The organism is Enterobacter sp. MGH85, from assembly GCF_001037655.1.
Classification (GTDB): Bacteria; Pseudomonadota; Gammaproteobacteria; order Enterobacterales; family Enterobacteriaceae; genus Enterobacter; species Enterobacter intestinihominis.
In genome coordinates, this window is record NZ_KQ089925.1 from 4,132,609 (window position 1) to 4,151,556 (window position 18,948).

Consider the following 18,948-nt stretch of genomic DNA (forward strand, 5'->3'; position numbering starts at 1 on the left):
ACGTTGCTATACATTTGCCAGGAAAAACTGACAAATTGCGCACTATATGAGAAGGAATAGTCCGAAACCGACCGCCGCAGACCAGAGCAGCATCGGGATTGACCATAAATGGAAGCGCCACCAGATGCGGCGATCGTTGGCCATCCGCAGGGCGATGAGGTTGGCCAGCGAGCCGGGCAGCAGCCCAAAGCCGCCGACGTTGACCGCCCACGCCAGCAGTACCGTTGGGGGAACATAGTTAAGCAGCAAAATGGTGGACGGCACGTTACTGATCACCTGCGAGAGACCAATCGCCGTCAGCCATAGTCCCGGTTGCGACAGACCGCTGACGCTATGGAGAACGGTCTGCAATACCGGGAGCTGGATCAGTAGATGGACGTCAATAAACATCGCCATAAACACCAGCAGCAGCGTCCAGTCAACGCTCACCAGCACCCGCCGGGCGAGGAACAGGAAGCCACACGCCACCAGCAGCGCGCCCGCCAGCGCCTGGTTTAACTCCAGCGCGGTAATGAAAACGATATACAGTCCCAGGCAGCTCCAGACGAGACGCGGCTGCCACTGGGGGCCGGTGGTACCGCTGTGGTACTGCAACGATTTATTCGGGAAAGCAAACCAGCCCACCACCAGCAGCGTCGCCACGATCGCCAGCGCCAGCGGCGCCATCTGCCAGGTAAATGCGGTAAACGACAGGCCGGAGCGTCCCCACAGCAGAATGTTCTGCGGGTTACCGATCGGCGTGAGCAGCGAGCCTGCATTGACGGCCAGCGCTTCAAAGATAATCAGACGGGTAACCGGTATTTCGCACAGCTTACGCAGCGTGAGCGTAAGCGGCACCACGATAAACAGCGCTACGTCATTAGTGAGGAACGTCGACAGCAGCGCCGCCGAAAAGACCATGAACAGAGCCAGTTTGCGCTCGGTGGCGAAGCGGCGCACCATTTTGCGCCCCAGCACGTCAAAATAGCCGCTCAGCTCTACGCCTTTGGTGAGCATCATCAAACCGCTCAGGGTAATAATGGTGCGCCAGTCTATGGCCGCCGGCCAGGTGTGCGGCGTGAAGGGCACAAAGACGCTGAGCCCAACGCCAGTGATAAGTAAAAGATGGAAAAAACGATCGCGTTTCAGGGCCTGCAAGCCGGGGAGGTTCATTCAGCGGCGGGGCCATATTTGAGCGTAAATTCGCGGAACTTCACCAGCGTCTCTTCGCTGACGTGGTGTTCCATACCTTCGGCATCCCGACGGGCAATTTCCGGGCTGACGCCCAGCACCAGTAAAAAATTCTCGACGATCTGATGGCGCTCGCGGCTCTCCTGCGCCAGCTTTTCGCCTTCAGCGGTGAGAAACACCCCGCGCCAGGGGATCATCTCGATCAGCCCGACCGACGCCAGACGTTTTAACATTTTGGCAACGGTTGGCTGCGACACCCCCAGGCGTGCGGCCATATCCACCTGGCGCGCTTCTCCAACTTCACGAATCAGATCGGAGATCAGTTCGACATAATCATCAATCAGCTCCCGGCGGTGCGCCTCACGCACCTGGCGGAAGCCTTCCACATGTTCTTCAACGTTCACCAGTTGCGTCGTTTTTTTTGTTGTTGGCTTACCTGCGCGACGGTTCATTGTGCTTCCTCAATGGGTTGACGCTTCCAGCGCCCTGTAACGGAGCGCACATTGTAAACCATAGCTCTACAAGCACAAAAAATTAACGAATTAGCCATAGCTATACAATATAGCCTGTGCTATATCTGTATGTAATGCAGTCACCCTTCACGGATCGAAGGGATCATGAATCAGGAGGTCTTATGAATGAATTCAAGAGGTGTATGAACGTGTTTACCCACTCTCCTTTTAAAGTGCGTCTAATGCTGTTGAACATGCTGTGCGATATGTTTAACGCCAAACCGCATCAGGACGACAAATCTTCTCACTAAGCGGCGTCGCGGCACGCCGCTTCATTTTCCAGTCACACTTTCGTTGTAAACTCGCTTTTTCCTGATTATTTTTGCGGATTTGCAGCCCCCTTCGCAAAACATCTGTTTAGCAACTGTTGACCTTGATTCACGCTCGCACTATCTTCTTGCAGCCCTGCACAATTTGCGGCTCGCTGAAGCGGACCTCCATTCCCTTTCCACGCACTGTCCGGCAGGCTTTGACCCTTGACGCCAGGGTGAGCACATGGCGTTTTCGTGATAGTGATCTATGAACGTAACCCTGATTGATACACTTGTTACCCGCAGCCGGGCCCTAAGCCCGTGGACGGGATTCTATTTTTTGCAATCGCTGTTGATTAACTTTGCTCTTGGCTACCCCTTTAGCCTGCTTTATGCCGTCGGGTTCACCTGCATTCTTCACCTGCTATGGCGAAGCGCACCGCGCATGCAGAAAGTGCTTATCGGGATCTGTTCTCTGGTGGCTGCCGCCTATTTCCCGTTCGGCCAGGCCTATGGCGCGCCGAACTTTAATACCCTGCTGGCGCTCCACTCCACCAATATGGAAGAGTCTACAGAGATCCTGACGATCTTCCCGTGGTACAACTACGTGGTTGGCCTTTTCATTTTTGCTCTCGGCGTGATTGCGGTTCGCCGTAAGCAGGTCGGGAAAAAAACATGGGGTAAAATTGAAAGCCTGTGCCTGGCCTTTAGCGTAGTGACGCTTTTTGTTGCGCCGGTACAAAATCTGGCCTGGGGCGGCGTGTTTAAGCTTAAAGATACCGGGTATCCGGTGTTTCGCTTCGTTAAAGACGTGGTAGTGAATAACGAGGAAGTGCTCGACGAGCAGGCGCGTATGGCCGAGCTTTCCACCATGAAAGATACCTGGAACGTGCTGGTGGTGAAACCGAAGTATCACACCTATGTGGTGGTGATCGGTGAAAGCGCGCGTCGCGATGCGCTCGGCGCGTTTGGCGGTCACTGGGATAACACGCCGTTTGCCAGCTCCGTTAACGGTACGCTGTTTACCGATTACGTGGCGGCCAGCGGTTCGACGCAGAAATCTCTCGGTCTGACGCTCAACCGTGTCGTGGATGGAAAACCGCAGTTTCAGGATAATTTTGTCACCCTGGCCAACCGGGCAGGTTTTCAGACGTGGTGGTTCTCCAACCAGGGGCAGATCGGCGAGTATGATACCGCCATTGCCAGCATCGCGAAGCGTGCCGACGAGGTACAGTTCCTGAAAAGCGGTGATTTCGAAGCCGATAAAAACACAAAAGATGAAGCGTTGCTAAAAATGACCGCGCAGGTCTTTGCCACTCAGCGCACCCAGCCGCAGCTGATCGTCCTGCACCTGATGGGGTCACACCCGCAGGCATGCGATCGTACCGGGGGAAAATATGCGGAGTTTGTGCAATCCAAAGAGACCTCGTGTTATCTGTACACCATGACGCAAACCGACGATCTGCTCAGCAAGCTGTACGCGCAGCTGCGCAACAGCGGCGATAGCTTCTCGATGGTCTATTTCTCTGACCACGGTCTGGCGTTTAAGGAGCGCGGTAAAGAAGTGCAGTATCTGGCTCACGATGACAAGTTTCAGCAGAACTTCCAGGTACCGTTTATGGTGCTGTCGAGTGATGATAAAACGCATCGCATCATCAAAGCGCGCCGTTCCGCGAACGATTTCCTGAAATTCTTCTCACAGTGGACGGGGATTAAGGCGAAAGAGATAAAAAATGATTACCCGTTTATCTCCGGGAAGAAGGGCCCACCAGTTTACATTACCAACTTCAGGTTACAGAAAGTTGACTATAACCATCTGGGGACGGATATTTTCGATATTAAGAGTAAGTGATCTCTGCCGTCTCGTGCAGGCTGATGCCCTCACCCTGGCCCTCTCCCACGGGGAGAGGGTACAAACAAAAAAAATCCGCCACATTGGGCGGATTTTTTACTGGCTCACCGAAGTGATTAGAAGCGGTAACCTACGCCCGCGATCCAGGTGCCAACGTCAACGTTGCGGATACGGCTCTGCTCATAGGAGAAGTCCAGAGCAACGTTTTCGATTGGGTTGAACTGCATACCTGCGCCATAGGAGAAACCGTAGTCGCTGTTGCTTGCAGTACGGTTCAGACCCTGGTTTTCGGTCTGCTGGAATTTACCGTAGCCAACACCTACAACACCGTAGATGCTTGCCCAGTCATTCAGGCGGTAAGCAGGACCCGCGGTGATGCCGTAGTACTGACCTTTATTGTAAGAGCCATTTTCAGTACGATCTTTCTCGGTGTAAGTGAAAGAACCGATCACACCCAGCGGGTTGTTGTCTTGCTCGTAACGGTACTTCAGGTTGAAACCGTTGGTTTTGTTCATCACGCCCTGCATATCGCTCTGAGCGTAACCACCAGTTACAGTTGAAGTTGCCGCTACAGCGGTACCTGCGGAAACAGCCAGAACAGCTGCCAGTGCTGAAAGACATGCAATTTTTTTCATAACCACCTCAAATGTGCTTCAAGTAAGTCCGTAAGTTTTAAATATATCAAAAAAATCTGTGAAACTCTTTGTCATTCACGATGTCTAATGCGACCTTTCCTGTAACAGAACATTTCCAGCACCAGCTATCTCGTTCAAATAACTCCAGATTTTCACCTGTTAATGCTAATAGTGCGCGTCATCGCCATTTAGTTCATCCAGATTATTCCTAATCTTTCAGGCGATAAAATCAGCAACGTTTTCTCATTTTACGGATTTTCCCTGGATTTTTTTCAACAGTAGCTCAACCGTTGCAGGTTATTTCCATTACACTGCGACTTTTACCTCTTTTGACAAAAATTGACAGGAGAAAGGATGCCAGGTTTACCTCGTAAATCGTCGGTCTGGATGCCGGTGGCAGTCATACTTATCGCGATGATGTCCATACAAAGCGGCGCGTCGCTGGCAAAATCGCTGTTTCCGCTGATTGGTGCGCCCGGCGTCACGGCGCTGCGTATCGCATTAGGCACCCTGATCCTCGTGGTTGTCTTTAAACCCTGGCGGCTACGGTTTAAAAAGGAGCAGCGACTGCCTCTGCTTTTTTATGGGCTGGCGCTGGGAGGGATGAACTACATGTTCTACCTCTCTATTCAGACTATCCCGCTGGGGATCGCGGTCGCGCTTGAATTTACCGGCCCGCTGGCGGTTGCCCTCTTTTCTTCTCGTCGCCCGGTAGACTTTATCTGGGTCATACTGGCCGTGCTGGGGCTATGGTTCCTTCTGCCGCTCGGCCAAAGCGTTTCACAAATCGATTTGACAGGGGCCGCTCTGGCGCTGGGCGCAGGGGCGTGCTGGGCGGTGTATATTCTCACTGGTCAGCGTGCGGGCGAAGAGCACGGCCCCGCGACGGTCGCCTTAGGCTCGCTGATTGCCGCGGTTATCTTTGTCCCGATCGGCATGGCACAAGCAACGGACTCAATATGGCAGTGGTCAATCCTGCCGGTTGGGCTGGCGGTCGCCATTCTTTCCACGGCGCTGCCCTACTCTCTGGAGATGATCGCCCTGACGCGTCTGCCTACGCGTATTTTTGGTACGCTCATGAGCATGGAGCCCGCGCTGGCTGCCATCTCTGGAATGATGTTCCTCGGCGAAACCCTGACACTGGTGCAGACGCTGGCGCTCTGTTCCATTATCGCGGCGTCAATGGGCTCTACATTGACCATGCGCCCGGAACCAAAAGTACATAAGATTGACCTCAACTAGCCCTTAAATTCTGCATGGCTTACCGGCCATGCAGAATATAGGTCTCGTCAGCCCTTCAAATAATTTCTTACAAACTCTCTTATATTGCCAAAATATTTCACCTGCCCGCCTTGTCACTTAACGAATTAAGATTGATCTGCATCAATTTATATAAAAAACTTTAAAATCATTAAGTTAAAACTTCAACCATCCTTTCGCTATTAAACCGATAGGCAGCGCCAAACCGCAGAGAAAAAATCCGGTGCTATACTTAATCCCGTAATTACCTGGGACACAAACATCAAGAGGATATGAGATTATGAGTACCGCTAAACTGGTGAAAACGAAAGCGTCTAATCTGCTTTATACCCGTAACGATGTATCGGATAGCGATAAAAAAGCGACCATTGAGCTGCTGAATCGCCAGGTGGTCCAGTTCATCGATCTTTCGCTGATCACCAAACAGGCCCACTGGAATATGCGCGGTGCAAACTTTATTGCCGTTCATGAAATGCTGGATGGCTTCCGCACAGCACTGGTGACTCATCTGGATACCATGGCCGAACGCGCCGTACAGCTGGGCGGTGTGGCTCTGGGTACCACGCAGGTGATCAACAGCAAAACGCCACTGAAAAGCTATCCGCTGGATATCCATACCGTTCAGGATCACCTGAAAGAGCTGGCGGACCGTTATGCGATTGTCGCGAACGATGTTCGTAAAGCGATTGGCGAAGCAAAAGATGAAGACACCGCTGATATCTTCACTGCCGCGTCACGCGACCTGGATCAGTTCCTGTGGTTCATTGAGTCAAACATCGAATAATCCCTGCGGATTGTCTGGATAACCCTCGCCCCTGGCGGGGGTTTTGCACATTTATGGTGCACACTTTTGTCCGCAACGGCCGCAAAAGTGAATAAAATGTAATAATCACCTCACACAACCGTTAACGGAAGATTGTTTTTTCGTCAGATTCTGCGCTAAATATCCCCCTGTCAGAAGACCTTAACGAAGCGCACCAAAACGGTGCTCCATTCTGGTGCAACCTGACAGAATTGCCACGCTTTTTGTGCAATGCGTGACATTATCCCCTATGCAAAACAACAGCTTGTAAAACTGGCACGATTTTTTCATTGTGCCTGAGGTTCTCGCAGGGGATCGCCCCGTGGATATAAAAGGAAATGCTATGAAGTCTGTATTAAAAGTTTCACTGGCTGCACTTACCCTGGCGTTTGCGGTGTCCTCGCAGGCTGCCGACAAACTGGTTGTGGCGACTGACACGGCGTTCGTACCGTTTGAATTCAAACAGGGTGATAAATACGTTGGTTTTGACGTTGATCTGTGGGCCGCTGTCGCAAAAGAACTCAAACTGGATTACACCCTGAAGCCAATGGATTTCAGCGGCATTATCCCGGCACTGCAAACCAAAAACGTTGACCTGGCGCTGGCGGGCATCACCATTACCGAAGAACGTAAAAAAGCGATCGATTTCTCTGACGGCTACTACAAAAGCGGCCTGCTGGTGATGGTGAAAGCGGATAACAACGACGTGAAAAGCGTGAAAGATCTCGACGGTAAAGTGGTCGCCGTGAAGAGCGGCACCGGTTCCGTTGATTACGCGAAAGCCAATATCAAAACCAAAGACCTGCGTCAGTTCCCGAACATCGACAACGCTTACATGGAACTGGGCACCAACCGCGCAGACGCGGTGCTGCACGACACGCCTAACATCCTTTACTTCATCAAAACCGCCGGTAACGGCAAGTTCAAAGCGGTAGGTGATTCTCTGGAAGCTCAGCAGTACGGTATTGCGTTCCCGAAAGGCAGCGACGACCTGCGTAATAAAGTTAACGGCGCGCTGAAAACCCTGAAAGAGAACGGCACCTATAACGAAATCTACAAAAAATGGTTCGGTACCGAGCCTAAATAATTTCACCTGACTTCAGGTTTGTAACGCCCGGTGGCGCTACCGCTTACCGGGCCTACGTTTTTCGTTTTTCACCACGGTATACAGGAATACATCATGCAGTTTGACTGGAGCGCCATCTGGCCTGCCATTCCTCTCTTGCTTGAAGGCGCTAAAATGACCTTGTGGATTTCGGTCCTCGGTCTGGTTGGCGGGTTAATTATCGGTCTGGTGGCCGGTTTCGCCCGCACCTACGGCGGCTGGATTGCAAACCACATCGCACTGGTTTTCATCGAAGTGATCCGCGGCACCCCCATTGTGGTGCAGGTCATGTTTATCTACTTCGCCCTGCCGATGGCCTTCAACGATCTGCGCATTGACCCGTTCAGCGCAGCTGTCGTCACCATTATGATTAACTCCGGCGCCTACATTGCGGAAATCACCCGCGGTGCGGTGCTGTCGATTCATAAAGGCTTCAGCGAAGCCGGTCTGGCGTTAGGTCTTTCCCGTCGCGAAACGATCCGTCACGTGATCCTGCCGCTGGCGCTGCGCCGCATGCTGCCGCCGCTGGGCAACCAGTGGATCATCAGCATTAAAGACACCTCTCTGTTTATTGTTATCGGGGTGGCCGAGCTGACCCGTCAGGGCCAGGAGATCATCGCGGGTAACTTCCGCGCCCTGGAAATCTGGAGTGCGGTCGCCGTTGTCTACCTGATTATCACGCTTGTCCTGAGCTTTGTTCTGCGTCGTCTTGAAAGAAGGATGAAAATCCTGTGATTGAATTTAAAAATGTTTCCAAGCACTTTGGTCCAACCCAGGTGCTGCACAATATCGATTTGAACATCAGGCAGGGTGAAGTGGTGGTGATCATCGGGCCGTCGGGTTCCGGAAAATCCACCCTGCTGCGCTGTATTAACAAGCTCGAGGAGATCACCAGCGGCGATTTGATCGTCGATGGTCTGAAGGTGAACGATCCGAAAGTGGACGAGCGCCTGATCCGCCAGGAAGCGGGCATGGTGTTCCAGCAGTTCTACCTGTTCCCGCACCTGACGGCGCTGGAAAACGTGATGTTCGGTCCTTTGCGCGTGCGTGGGGCCAGCAAAGCGGCGGCAGAAACGCTGGCAAAAGATCTGCTGGCGAAAGTGGGTCTGGCGGAGCGTGCCCACCACTATCCTTCCGAGCTGTCCGGTGGCCAGCAGCAGCGCGTGGCCATTGCCCGTGCGCTGGCGGTGAAGCCAAAGATGATGCTGTTTGATGAGCCAACGTCCGCACTCGACCCGGAGCTGCGTCACGAGGTGCTGAAAGTGATGCAGGATCTGGCAGAAGAAGGCATGACGATGGTGATCGTTACCCACGAAATCGGCTTTGCCGAAAAAGTGGCGTCCCGTCTGATCTTCATTGATAAGGGCCGCATCGCGGAAGACGGTAATCCGCAGGCGCTGATTGCGAACCCACCTAGCCAACGCCTCCAGGAGTTCCTGCAACACGTCTCCTGATAGCCATACACAGAGCCGGGCATGCCCGGCTTTTTTAGGCCGGATTGTTCCCAAAAACTCCCCTCCGCTCCGCGCGCTCTATACTTATCATTTTGCACGATATTTTTGTCGGAGGACGCCGTGCCGTGGATCCTGTTGCTACTGTTTACCCTGTTTAGCGCGCCATCACTTGCTGTAACCATTCCCGGCGTCACCACCGGAGCCACCGCCACCCAGCAAAATGCGCCGCCAGAACCCGACGCTGAAAAGAAAAAAGCCGCTTACAGCGCACTTGCCGACGTGCTTGAGAACGACACGTCCCGGCAGGAGCTTATCGATCAGCTGAGGAAAGTGGCCGCCACACCGCCTCAGGATCCGGTTCCGACTATCGCGCCGCCGGAAGTCGAAGACGAAAAGACGGTACTGGAAAACGTCACCGATATCAGTCGCCGCTACGGGGAAGCCCTGTCGTCGCGTTTTGCCCAGCTCTATCGCAACCTTGTTGGCACCTCGCATAAGCCTTTTAATCCCCACACCTTTTCTGCAGCCGCGACCCAGTTTTCTATTCTGGCCGCCGCGGTATTCATTTTTTACTGGCTGTTGCGCCTGTCTGTCTGGCCGCTTTACCGGAAGATGGGCCACTGGGGACGTAAAAAGAATCAACATAAAAGCAGCTGGCTGCATCTTCCGGCAATGATTACCGGGGCCTTTATCATCGATTTGCTGCTGCTGGCGCTGACGCTGTTTGTCGGCCAGATGCTGGCCGACCGTCTTAATACCGGGAACAAAACCATCGCCTTTCAGCAGGGGCTGTTCCTGAACGCCTTTGCCCTGATCGAGTTCTTTAAGGCGCTCCTGCGGTTAATATTCTGTCCGCGCGTGCCGGAACTTCGCCCGTTCGCCATTTCGGATCGGAGCGCCAAATACTGGGCGGTTCGGCTCAGCGTGCTGAGCGGGTTGATCGGCTATGGCCTGCTGGTCGCCGTCCCGATTATTTCCAACCAGGTTAACGTGCAGTTCGGGGCCCTGGCGAACGTGCTGATCATGCTCTGTATTACCGTCTGGGCGCTGTACCTCATCTTCCACAATAAAAAAGCGATCACCGACAGTCTGCTTCACCTGGCCGATCGCTCCCTCTCCTTTTTCAGCCTCTTTATTCGCGCCTTTGCGCTGGTGTGGCATTGGCTGGCCAGCGCCTATTTTATTGTGCTGTGTTTCTTCTCGCTGTTCGATCCGGGCAACAGCCTGAAATTTATGATGGGGGCGACATTCAAAAGCCTGGCGATTATCGGCATCGCGGCCTTTGTTTCTGGCCTGCTCTCCCGCTGGCTGTCGAAGACGATCACCCTGTCGCCGCAGGTTCAGCGTAATTACCCCGAGCTGCAAAAACGGGTAAATGGCTGGACATCGGTGTCGCTGAAGGTGGCGCGTATTTTGACGGTCTGCGTGGCAATTATGCTGCTGCTGAATGCGTGGGGACTGTTTGATTTCTGGAACTGGCTGCATAACGGTGCGGGAGAAAAGACCGTCGATATTCTTATTCGTATCGCGCTGATCCTGTTCTTCTCCGCCGTCGGCTGGACGCTGCTGGCAAGCCTTATCGAAAACCGTCTGGTGTCGGATGTCCACGGCAGGCCCCTGCCAAGCGCCCGCGCCCGCACACTGCTGACGCTGTTCCGCAACGCGCTGGCGGTGATCATTAGCACCATTACCATCATGATTGTGTTGTCGGAAATCGGCGTAAATATCGCCCCACTGCTGGCGGGTGCCGGTGCCCTGGGACTGGCGATCTCCTTTGGTTCGCAGACGCTGGTGAAGGATATTATCACCGGCATTTTTATCCAGTTTGAGAACGGGATGAACACCGGGGATCTGGTGACCATTGGACCGCTCACCGGCACGGTGGAGAGGATGTCCATTCGCTCCGTCGGCGTACGTCAGGATACCGGGGCGTACCACATTATTCCGTGGTCATCGATCACCACCTTTGCCAACTTTGTGCGCGGCATTGGTTCGGTGGTGGCGAATTATGATGTCGATCGTCACGAAGATGCAGATAAGGCGAAACAGGCGCTGCGGGATGCGGTGAGCGAACTGATGGAGATGGAGGATATTCGCGGGCTGGTAATTGGTGAGCCGTCGTTTGCGGGCATCGTCGGGCTGACGAACACTGCCTTTACCCTGCGCGTGTCGTTCACCACCCAGCCGCTGAAACAGTGGACGGTGCGCTTTGCTCTCGACAGCATGGTGAAAAAACACTTCGATCTGGCGAACGTGAGAGCGCCGGTGCAGACGTATCAGGTATTGTCGCCGCCCGCTTCGCCGCTCCCTCCGCAGGAGCCGACGCTGTAACCGAGCCGGGTGGCGGCTTCGCCTTACCCGGCCAACGATGGGGTGCTATTTGCGACGTTTGTTATCGTCCATAAAGGACCAGGCAATAAAGCGGCTCTGCTTCTGACCCTGCGCCATCTCTTTTTTGACCACCTTCACCGCGCCGGCTTCGGTCAGCGCGCGGTAAAGCGGCGGCAGGTTATCGCCACGAGAGACCAGCGTGGTAAACCATTTCACCTGACGACCGAAGCCTTTACTCTCGGCAATCATGCGCAGAATAAAGGCTACTTCCCCGCCCTCGCACCACAGCTCCTGCTGCTGGCCGCCAAAGTTCAGCGCGCCATCTTCGGCCTGGCCCAGGTTACGCCGCTTGCGTTCACTTCCCGCACGCGCAGACGCGGCGGAGTCGTGGAATGGCGGGTTGCACAGGGTGGCATCATATTGTTCGTTCTTATGAATTATGCCGTTGAAAATAGCAGCGGCATCCTTCTGACGACGCAGACGAACGGCCCGGCTTAACCCCGGGTTAGCGTTGATAATGGCCTGCGCGCTGGCGAAGGCCTCATCACCGATCTCGCTGCCGGTAAATCGCCACTGGTACTCATGTGCGCCTATCAGGGGGTAGATCAGGTTCGCGCCCGTACCGATATCAAGGACGGTAGCCTGTTTCGGCACTACGCCATCGTGGTCATCCGCCAGCAGATCGGCAAGATGATGGACGTAATCCGCACGGCCCGGGACCGGCGGGCAGAGAAAGCCATCAGGGATGTCCCAGTGCGTCACACCATAAAAATGGGCCAGCAGCGCTTTGTTCAGCGTTTTAACCGCCAGCGGATCGGCAAAGTTTACCGACGGTTCACCGGCTGGTGTCTGAACGATAAAACCCTGCAATTCAGGGCAGCTCAGACACAGGGCTTTCATATCGTAGCGGCTACGGTGGCGGTTACGCGGGTGCAATCCCGGCTTGTGGGAAGTCATGGCATTCTCCTTTAAACAGCCGCGTAAGATACCCTGTGACGGCGCGGGGGTAAATATCTGTCTGAGTCGCACAAAAAAACGACAAAAATCAGCGACCTGTATGTCTATGATCTGTCAACAAATTGTCAGAATTTATCGTTCAAAAAATAAGCAGATCATCATCAAATTTTTGCGCTAAATCACACGCATCAGGCTTCTAAACTTAACAGGAATCACCTGTTGTTTCCCCTGAGGATGTGATTATGAAAAAGTATCTGACCTTTATTATTGCGGGTGCGCTGGCAGGCGCATCATTCTCTGCCTTGTCCGTTCAACCTCTGACCGACAGTACCGACACCAGCCAGCTACGCGCGGCTGGGACGGTCTCTGTCAGCCGGGCAAGCAACCTTGATGACCTTCAGGACAAGCTGGCCGAAAAAGCCCGTCAGGAAGGCGCTAAAGGCTTCGTGGTGAACGCCGCCGGTGGCGATAACCATATGTACGGTACAGCGACTATCTATAAATAACTTACCGCCTTCCAAACTGCATCTGCCCGGCAGATGCAGTTCTCTCTGCCTGCGCCTTGACTGTGCGTTTTTTCACCCCATATTAAAATGCATGACTTGACCCTTTCAGGAGAACATCATGGCTTCCGGCTGGGCGAATGACGACGCCGTTAACGAACAGATCAACAGTACCATTGAAGATGCGGTTGCGCGTGCTCGCGGTGAAATTCCGCGCGGCGAAAGTTTGACGGAATGCGAAGAGTGCGGGGATCCCATTCCTGAGGCACGACGTAAAGCCATTCCCGGGGTACGGCTTTGCATCACCTGTCAGCAGGAGAAAGATTCAAAAAATGCTTCACATTCAGGATATAATCGTAGAGGATCGAAAGACAGCCAGTTACGTTGACTTTCCTTTACCGTAGTTAACCGCACCAACAGTTTACTTTACGCTCACGACTTTCAGCGAAGCGCGTAGCAAAACGTGCCCTTCTGATTGTGTCTGTAAAGCGTATCCGCAAGAAGTGTCAATTGCGCTTCTGATTTTATTAATAATCAATAAGTTATTTGTCATTCAATTTTTTTGACCAACCACGTCAATTCTCTTCGATTTTATCTTCCGCTAAAAAGCGTGATACTTATCACATCGACGGAACATCGTCCCCTTAACAGAATAACCTGCGAGAATTGACCTATGAAAACCATCAAATATGCTGTTGCCGCTGTTGCCCTGTCCGCTCTGTCTTTCGGCGCTTTCGCTGTAGAGCCAGTCTCCTCTACTCAGGCACAGGATCTGAACAAAATCGGTGTGGTGAGTGCTGAAGGCGCGACCACGCTGGACGGTCTGGAAGCAAAACTGGCTGAAAAAGCTGCCGCCGCGGGCGCAAGTGGATACACCATCACTTCCACTAACGGTAATAACAAACTGAGCGGTACTGCGGTTATCTACAAGTAATCGAACAAATTATGCTCCACCCTCGCCATACCCTCTGGTGAGTTGCTCCAACCCTCATTGACCCTGTTGTTGTTACCCTTGTTTGCCCGTCCGCCACTGGACGGGCTTTTTTTTGCTTAAAATGACTGCGCCACGCGCTGCAACCCGGCTTCCACGGACTCGACTTCCCCTGCAGCCAGCAGGCAGCAGGCCATTTGCAGCTTGATTGACTGCGGAGCCGGCACCTTCCCGGCCAGACACTGCACAATCCAGCGCGCGGTGACCTGCGGATCTTTCGACTCAGGCAGGATCGCATCTCTGTTCTCTTCCCCACGTTCAACAACGACCCGCGTCCCGGCGGGCTCAATCAGCATCAGCTGTGGACAACGCTGCGGGTTGGCGTAAACCTCGCCTTCTGTCCCGTGCATCAGCAGCGCGCGTCCACCGATTTCGGCAAAGAATTGCCCGACTCGCGTCACGTATTCCGGATGGGAGACGCTGGAAAGACGCAGCGCGGCGTCTTCGGCAAACGGCGTCGCCAGCTTCGCCAGGGTGTGAGCACTGTTACGGACGCCCATGCGCCAGCGCATGTCCAGCTGCTTTTCCAGCGGTGGGCAGAGCGCGCTAACGGGGATATAGACCGGCTGATTCCCCTCCAGCTTTGCCTGTGCCTGACCGGCATGGAGGGTCGGTTCAATACCTAACAACGCCAGGATGGTTTCTGTCAGCACGCGCGTCGGATCTTCGCTCACGCCATGCACTACTACCGGGAAACCGAGTTTCTGCAACAGAATAGCCAGCAGCGGCGTGAGGTTTGCCTGCTTACGCGCGCCGTTGTAGGTCGGGATCACAACTGGCATCGGCTTCGTGACGGGCGGGGTTAAGCGCATGGTCTGCGACTGCATGGCCTCATAAAAACCGCGCATTTCCGCCTCACCTTCCCCTTTAATACGCAGCGCAATCAAAATGCCGCCCATTTCCAGTTCCGGCACGTCGCCATTCAGCATATGCGTGTACAACGCGCGGGCTGTTTCCTGGTCCAGATCGCGAGCGTGGTTTTTCCCACGCCCTACCTCTTTGATAATTTTGCGGTAATCCACGACATTTCTCCTGACTGCATTATCTTGTTAACAATATAGCCCGATGAACACAGACCCGATAGTGTTTTGTGATCATTATCAACCTGCTGTTTTCATATAAAAAAATTAAACTCAAGTACTATTTACATTATTTGTGATTGGGACAAAAGATCCGCAGCGACCCTTTTTTTGATTAAATAAACATCGAAAAATCATTAAGGGTCAACGGTAAAAACGTCCAGGCAACGCTTTTACCAGAATCACATCAGGATTAACTATGAACAAGGTTGCATTAGGTTTTTTTATCGCCGCAACGGTGGGATGTTCTGCATCCGCATTTGCGGCAACTAACGGTGAAGGCCAGATTAATTTCACCGGTGAAATTATCGATTCTGCTTGCCAGGTCGTGAATGGATTAAGTAATCCATTAAACGTTCAGTTGGGTAAGGTGTCTAAAACGGTATTTACCGGCGCAGGCTCTACCAGCACATCAACGAAGTTTGATATTAAGTTAACCAATTGTCCGGAAACAGTGACCTCGGCTGCGATTAACTTCGGTGGTACCCCGGATGCGGATAATAATGCCGCGCTGGCATTAACGCCAGATACCGATGCGGCAACCGGTGTAGCGATTCAGTTGATGGATGCTTCCGGGCAGCCTGTCACTCTGTATACGCCTTCGCAGCAATATCCTTTAGCCTCCGGCACGGCAGTTAACGACCTGGAATTCGGTGCGCGTTATATTCAAACTCAGGCCGCCATTACCGCAGGCCCTGCCAACTCTGTATCGACTTTCACCGTTATTTATAACTGATCTTATCAATCCTGAGATATTAATGCTTTTGCGGGCATTAATATCTCTTCTATTTATTGAGAAATCTTTATGCGCCACGGTTATTTACTGAGCACTCTTTTACTGATAGCAGCCTCTGCACATGCGGGTGTCGTGATTAATGGTACCCGGCTGGTCTATCAGGGAGATAAAAAGGAATCATCTCTTGGCCTATCAAACCCGGATACGACGGATTATCTGGTACAGTCCTGGGTCGATTCTGGCGGTAAAAACCCGGCCAAAGCCCCATTCCTGATCACCCCGCCGCTTTTCCGTCTGGATGCAAAAGAAGATAACGTTCTGCGCGTGGTACGCACGGGCGGAAATTTACCGGAAGACAGGGAATCTCTGTACTGGTTGAATATCAAAGCGATCCCTTCCTCAAAACACGTTGAGGGAGTAAATACGCTGCAAATTGCCATTAATACCCGCATTAAATTGCTGTATCGCCCGTCCGCGGTAAAAGGCCGACCAGAAGATGTGGCGGATAAGCTTGAATGGCATCGCGAAGGTAACGACCTGGTGGTGAATAACCCTACGCCTTTCTATATGAATTTCCAGACCGTCACGCTTAACGGTCAGAAAGTCACAAAAGCGACCTGGGCTGTTCCGAAATCAGAAACACATTTTGCCATACCGGGTAATGTCGGGGGCTCAAACGTGACGTATTCCATTATTAATGATTACGGCAGCATCAGCCATTCCTGGTCGAAATCCGTTAATTAATTGTTCCGGTAATAAAATAATCATGTACAGCCACAAAAAGCCGTTCACCTGCCGAATGTCTTCATTGCTGGTCATTCTCTGTGGCCTGGCAATAGCCACCTTTGCGCAGCAGGTTATGGCTGATGATTATTTTAACCCCGCCCTGCTGGATATTGATAATCCCCAGCAGGGTAAAACCGATCTGTCCGTCTATGAAAAAGGTCCCGGCCAGGCACCGGGGAAATATGAGGTCGCGGTGTTTATCAATAATAATAAAATTGATACCCGCAACGTGACCTTTACGCTTGAGAAAGATTCGCAGGGCAACGACACGTTACAACCTTGCTTTAGCATGGGTGAATTAAAAAGCCTCGGTATCAAGACCCAAAAGTTTCCTCAGCTAATGGCCAAAGGCCAGTGTGCCGATCTAGGTGTCATCCCTGCTTCATCTGCAATCTTTCACGTTCGCAACCAGCAGCTGCTGCTAAGCATTCCGCAAAAGGCGCTCGGACAGGTGCCACGCGGTTACATCGACCCGAAAGAGTTTGACGAAGGGATCAACGCGGGCTTGCTTAATTACAGCGTCAACGCCAGCCAGAGCCATGCGCGCCAGCAGGGTGAAGAGGATAGCAGTAGCCAGTACGTGAACCTGCGTCCGGGTTTAAACGTTGGCGCATGGCGCCTTCGCAACTATTCCACCTGGAATCGCAGCACCACAGGCAATGAGGAGGAACAGAAATTCACCTCCGTTTATACCTATGCGCAACGCGATATTGTGGCGATGAAAAGCGATATCACCGTTGGCCAGAGCTCATCACCTGCTGATGTTTTTGACAGTGTCCCTTACACCGGCGTGGAGCTGAAATCCGATAACGACATGCTTCCCGACAGCGAAAAAGGCTATGCGCCTATTATTCGTGGCACCGCCCACAGCAACGCGCTGGTGATGGTGCGCCAGAACGGGTACGTGATTTATCAGAACACGGTCGCGCCGGGGGCCTTCGAAATTAACGATCTCTACCCCACCGGCAGCAGCGGCGACCTCCAGGTCACGGTGAAAGAAACTGACGGCAGCGAAAGTCATTTCGTGGTGCCGTTTGCCTCCGTTCCGGTATTGCAGCGTGAAAAAAACCTGCGCTACAGCGTAACTGCCGGGCGTTATCGTTCTTATGACAAAGATGTTGAAAAGACCCCGTTTGCTCAGGGGAGCGCCATCTATGGTTTACCCCACGGCTTCACGGCCTACGGCGGCGTGCAGCAGAGCAGTCATTATCAGTCGCAGGCGATAGGCGCCGGGAAAAACATGGGCGATTTAGGGGCGTTCTCCATTGACGTGACTCGCGCCAGAGCCCTGCTGAAAAAACAGCAGTCCAGCACAGGCAAATCGTGGCGCGTACGCTACAGCAAAGATTTCGCCGGTTCAGGCACCTACTTTTCGCTTGCGGGCTATCGCTACAACAGCAAGGGGTTTTACACCCTGGACGACACCATGGAGTCGTATACCCGCGCCGACAACTGGTCTGCGCCACAGCAGCGCCGCGCCCGTACCGAAGCCACCATCGACCAGACGCTACCAGAAGGCTGGGGATCGGTCACGCTGAGCATGGTGAAGGAAACCTACTGGAGCCAGAATCAGGACATGACCTCCATGAGCGTCAGCTACAACAACAGCTGGCACGGCGTTAGCTACAGCCTTAGCTACAGCATGAATAAAAACACCCACGACAGCGATCTGGACGGTAATGCGGTGACGAACGACAACCAGTTCTCGCTGAGCGTTTCGGTTCCGCTGGATCGCTGGATGCATAACACCTGGGCCACGTACAACCTGAACAACACGAAAGATGGCACCACGCAGAACATCGGCCTGAACGGTACGGCCCTGAAAGAAGACAACCTGAACTGGAATCTCCAGGAGGGGCTGAGCAGCACCGGCAGCGGTAACTCCACCAGCGTTAACGCCGACTACAAAGCGACATACGGTGAAGTGAGCGGTGGCATCAGTCAGGATAAATATCAGCAAACACTGAACGTCGGCTTGCAGGGAGGCGTGATTGCCCATGCAAACGGCATCACGCTAAGCCAGCCGCTCGGTGAGACCATTGCGCTCGTGAAAGCCCCGGGTACGCACGGCACGCATATCACTAACCAGACCGGCGTTGAAACCGACTTCCGCGGCTACACCGTCGTACCGTTCGTCACCGCGTATCGCCACAACACTATTGCGCTGGATACGGAAACGCTGCCGGAGGACGCCGACGTCACCCATGCGGCACAAATTGTGACGCCAACCCGCGGAGCCATTGTGCGCGCCAGCTTCACGACGCGCGTGGGCAATCGCGTCCTGATGACGCTCACGCAAAACGGTAAACCGCTGCCGTTCGGCGCAACGGTTACCACCGAGGACAAGGACAGCGAATTTATCGTCGGGAATGACGGCCAGACCTATCTCTCGGGTCTGCCACAGCAAGGGCATCTCCGCGTTTCCTGGGGACAGGAGGCAAACGAGCATTGCGTCGCTGACTATGTGCTCACGGATGAGAAAGCGAAAACCAGCATCATTAACGCTGCCGCGCAGTGTCACTGA

At 53.3% G+C, this 18,948-nt stretch carries 19 protein-coding genes; 14 read left to right on the forward strand and 5 right to left on the reverse strand.

Annotated features, from left to right (window positions below; all coding sequences use genetic code 11):
• Nucleotides 1–42: 42 nt before the first annotated feature.
• Both SK51_RS19620 and mntR read right to left on the reverse strand, forming a co-directional pair.
• Nucleotides 43–1,152: an anion transporter gene (locus tag SK51_RS19620; protein WP_023305745.1), complete on the reverse strand. Its 1,110-nt coding sequence runs from the start codon at nt 1,150–1,152 to the stop codon at nt 43–45.
• The gene (gene mntR / locus SK51_RS19625; protein ID WP_022647526.1) at nt 1,149–1,622 is read right to left on the reverse strand and encodes a manganese-binding transcriptional regulator MntR; all 474 of its coding nucleotides are present in this window, start codon (nt 1,620–1,622) and stop codon (nt 1,149–1,151) included. Before mntR ends, SK51_RS19620 begins: the two co-directional genes overlap by 4 nt.
• 182 nt (nt 1,623–1,804) lie before the next feature.
• Between mntR and mntS the strand changes: the two genes are divergently transcribed.
• Together mntS and SK51_RS19635 are read left to right on the forward strand one after the other, a co-directional pair.
• Nucleotides 1,805–1,933 (forward strand): manganase accumulation protein MntS, encoded by a 129-nt coding sequence (gene mntS / locus SK51_RS19630; RefSeq protein ID WP_022647525.1) that lies wholly within the window; start codon nt 1,805–1,807, stop codon nt 1,931–1,933.
• Between the two features lie 268 nt (nt 1,934–2,201).
• Nucleotides 2,202–3,785 carry a phosphoethanolamine transferase gene (locus SK51_RS19635; RefSeq protein ID WP_023305744.1) on the forward strand — a complete coding sequence of 528 codons (1,584 nt, stop codon included), beginning with the start codon at nt 2,202–2,204 and terminating at the stop codon, nt 3,783–3,785.
• A 116-nt stretch (nt 3,786–3,901) separates the two neighbouring features.
• Here SK51_RS19635 and ompX read toward each other — a convergent pair whose 3' ends face one another.
• Nucleotides 3,902–4,420, reverse strand: coding sequence for an outer membrane protein OmpX (gene ompX / locus SK51_RS19640; RefSeq protein WP_003858450.1), 519 nt, complete (start codon nt 4,418–4,420; stop codon nt 3,902–3,904).
• Between the two features lie 354 nt (nt 4,421–4,774).
• Here ompX and rhtA point away from each other — a divergent pair, with 354 nt between their 5' ends.
• The 6 genes from rhtA (at nt 4,775) to ybiO (ending at nt 11,372) form a co-directional block, all read left to right on the forward strand.
• On the forward strand, nt 4,775–5,662 hold the full coding sequence (gene rhtA, locus SK51_RS19645) for a threonine/homoserine exporter RhtA (RefSeq protein ID WP_023305742.1): 888 nt from the start codon (nt 4,775–4,777) through the stop codon (nt 5,660–5,662).
• A gap of 298 nt (nt 5,663–5,960) precedes the next feature.
• A complete protein-coding gene (gene dps, locus SK51_RS19650) occupies nt 5,961–6,464 on the forward strand; it encodes a DNA starvation/stationary phase protection protein Dps (protein WP_000100801.1) in 504 nt (167 codons plus the stop codon).
• Between the two features lie 361 nt (nt 6,465–6,825).
• Nucleotides 6,826–7,569 carry a glutamine ABC transporter substrate-binding protein GlnH gene (glnH, locus tag SK51_RS19655; protein WP_003858455.1) on the forward strand — a complete coding sequence of 248 codons (744 nt, stop codon included), beginning with the start codon at nt 6,826–6,828 and terminating at the stop codon, nt 7,567–7,569.
• 93 nt (nt 7,570–7,662) lie between these two features.
• Nucleotides 7,663–8,322, forward strand: a complete 660-nt coding sequence (gene glnP, locus SK51_RS19660; protein WP_010428919.1) for a glutamine ABC transporter permease GlnP — start codon at nt 7,663–7,665, stop codon at nt 8,320–8,322.
• A complete protein-coding gene (glnQ, locus tag SK51_RS19665) occupies nt 8,319–9,041 on the forward strand; it encodes a glutamine ABC transporter ATP-binding protein GlnQ (RefSeq protein ID WP_022647522.1) in 723 nt (240 codons plus the stop codon). The genes glnP and glnQ overlap by 4 nt, the downstream gene beginning before the upstream one ends.
• Before the next feature lie 120 nt (nt 9,042–9,161).
• Nucleotides 9,162–11,372, forward strand: a complete 2,211-nt coding sequence (gene ybiO, locus SK51_RS19670) for a mechanosensitive channel protein (RefSeq protein WP_022647521.1) — start codon at nt 9,162–9,164, stop codon at nt 11,370–11,372.
• Between the two features lie 45 nt (nt 11,373–11,417).
• Here the strand turns inward: ybiO and rlmF are convergent, their stop codons facing one another.
• Entirely contained in the window at nt 11,418–12,329 is a 912-nt protein-coding gene (gene rlmF, locus SK51_RS19675) for a 23S rRNA (adenine(1618)-N(6))-methyltransferase RlmF (protein WP_023305741.1), read from the reverse strand.
• A gap of 242 nt (nt 12,330–12,571) precedes the next feature.
• Here rlmF and mcbA point away from each other — a divergent pair, with 242 nt between their 5' ends.
• From mcbA to ybiJ, 3 genes are all read left to right on the forward strand, one after another.
• Complete coding sequence (mcbA, locus tag SK51_RS19685) at nt 12,572–12,835, forward strand: DUF1471 family periplasmic protein McbA (RefSeq protein WP_022647519.1); 264 nt, start codon at nt 12,572–12,574, stop codon at nt 12,833–12,835.
• Nucleotides 12,836–12,953: 118 nt separating this feature from the next.
• On the forward strand, nt 12,954–13,220 hold the full coding sequence (locus tag SK51_RS19690) for a DksA/TraR family C4-type zinc finger protein (RefSeq protein WP_022647518.1): 267 nt from the start codon (nt 12,954–12,956) through the stop codon (nt 13,218–13,220).
• A gap of 285 nt (nt 13,221–13,505) precedes the next feature.
• Complete coding sequence (ybiJ, locus tag SK51_RS19695) at nt 13,506–13,766, forward strand: DUF1471 family protein YbiJ (RefSeq protein WP_003858474.1); 261 nt, start codon at nt 13,506–13,508, stop codon at nt 13,764–13,766.
• Nucleotides 13,767–13,882: 116 nt separating this feature from the next.
• Here the strand turns inward: ybiJ and ybiB are convergent, their stop codons facing one another.
• Entirely contained in the window at nt 13,883–14,845 is a 963-nt protein-coding gene (ybiB, locus tag SK51_RS19700) for a DNA-binding protein YbiB (protein WP_048206982.1), read from the reverse strand.
• 256 nt (nt 14,846–15,101) lie between these two features.
• Here ybiB and SK51_RS19705 point away from each other — a divergent pair, with 256 nt between their 5' ends.
• From SK51_RS19705 to SK51_RS19715, 3 genes are all read left to right on the forward strand, one after another.
• A complete protein-coding gene (locus SK51_RS19705; RefSeq protein ID WP_022647516.1) occupies nt 15,102–15,638 on the forward strand; it encodes a fimbrial protein in 537 nt (178 codons plus the stop codon).
• A 69-nt stretch (nt 15,639–15,707) separates the two neighbouring features.
• Nucleotides 15,708–16,382, forward strand: coding sequence for a fimbrial biogenesis chaperone (locus SK51_RS19710; protein ID WP_023305738.1), 675 nt, complete (start codon nt 15,708–15,710; stop codon nt 16,380–16,382).
• A 22-nt stretch (nt 16,383–16,404) separates the two neighbouring features.
• The gene (locus tag SK51_RS19715; protein ID WP_023305737.1) at nt 16,405–18,948 is read left to right on the forward strand and encodes a fimbria/pilus outer membrane usher protein; all 2,544 of its coding nucleotides are present in this window, start codon (nt 16,405–16,407) and stop codon (nt 18,946–18,948) included.

Excerpts from the sequence above, each read along its gene's own strand:
- mntR (WP_022647526.1), bottom strand. The coding sequence starts at position 1,622 with ATGAACCGTCGCGCAGGTAAGCCAACAACAAAAAAAACGACGCAACTG.
- SK51_RS19635 (WP_023305744.1), top strand. The coding sequence starts at position 2,202 with ATGAACGTAACCCTGATTGATACACTTGTTACCCGCAGCCGGGCCCTA.
- SK51_RS19710 (WP_023305738.1), top strand. The coding sequence starts at position 15,708 with ATGCGCCACGGTTATTTACTGAGCACTCTTTTACTGATAGCAGCCTCT.
- SK51_RS19690 (WP_022647518.1), top strand. The coding sequence starts at position 12,954 with ATGGCTTCCGGCTGGGCGAATGACGACGCCGTTAACGAACAGATCAAC.
- mntS (WP_022647525.1), top strand. The coding sequence starts at position 1,805 with ATGAATGAATTCAAGAGGTGTATGAACGTGTTTACCCACTCTCCTTTT.
- ompX (WP_003858450.1), bottom strand. The coding sequence starts at position 4,420 with ATGAAAAAAATTGCATGTCTTTCAGCACTGGCAGCTGTTCTGGCTGTT.
- SK51_RS19715 (WP_023305737.1), top strand. The coding sequence starts at position 16,405 with ATGTACAGCCACAAAAAGCCGTTCACCTGCCGAATGTCTTCATTGCTG.
- dps (WP_000100801.1), top strand. The coding sequence starts at position 5,961 with ATGAGTACCGCTAAACTGGTGAAAACGAAAGCGTCTAATCTGCTTTAT.
- glnH (WP_003858455.1), top strand. The coding sequence starts at position 6,826 with ATGAAGTCTGTATTAAAAGTTTCACTGGCTGCACTTACCCTGGCGTTT.
- SK51_RS19620 (WP_023305745.1), bottom strand. The coding sequence starts at position 1,152 with ATGAACCTCCCCGGCTTGCAGGCCCTGAAACGCGATCGTTTTTTCCAT.
- rlmF (WP_023305741.1), bottom strand. The coding sequence starts at position 12,329 with ATGACTTCCCACAAGCCGGGATTGCACCCGCGTAACCGCCACCGTAGC.
- glnP (WP_010428919.1), top strand. The coding sequence starts at position 7,663 with ATGCAGTTTGACTGGAGCGCCATCTGGCCTGCCATTCCTCTCTTGCTT.
- rhtA (WP_023305742.1), top strand. The coding sequence starts at position 4,775 with ATGCCAGGTTTACCTCGTAAATCGTCGGTCTGGATGCCGGTGGCAGTC.
- ybiJ (WP_003858474.1), top strand. The coding sequence starts at position 13,506 with ATGAAAACCATCAAATATGCTGTTGCCGCTGTTGCCCTGTCCGCTCTG.
- SK51_RS19705 (WP_022647516.1), top strand. The coding sequence starts at position 15,102 with ATGAACAAGGTTGCATTAGGTTTTTTTATCGCCGCAACGGTGGGATGT.
- mcbA (WP_022647519.1), top strand. The coding sequence starts at position 12,572 with ATGAAAAAGTATCTGACCTTTATTATTGCGGGTGCGCTGGCAGGCGCA.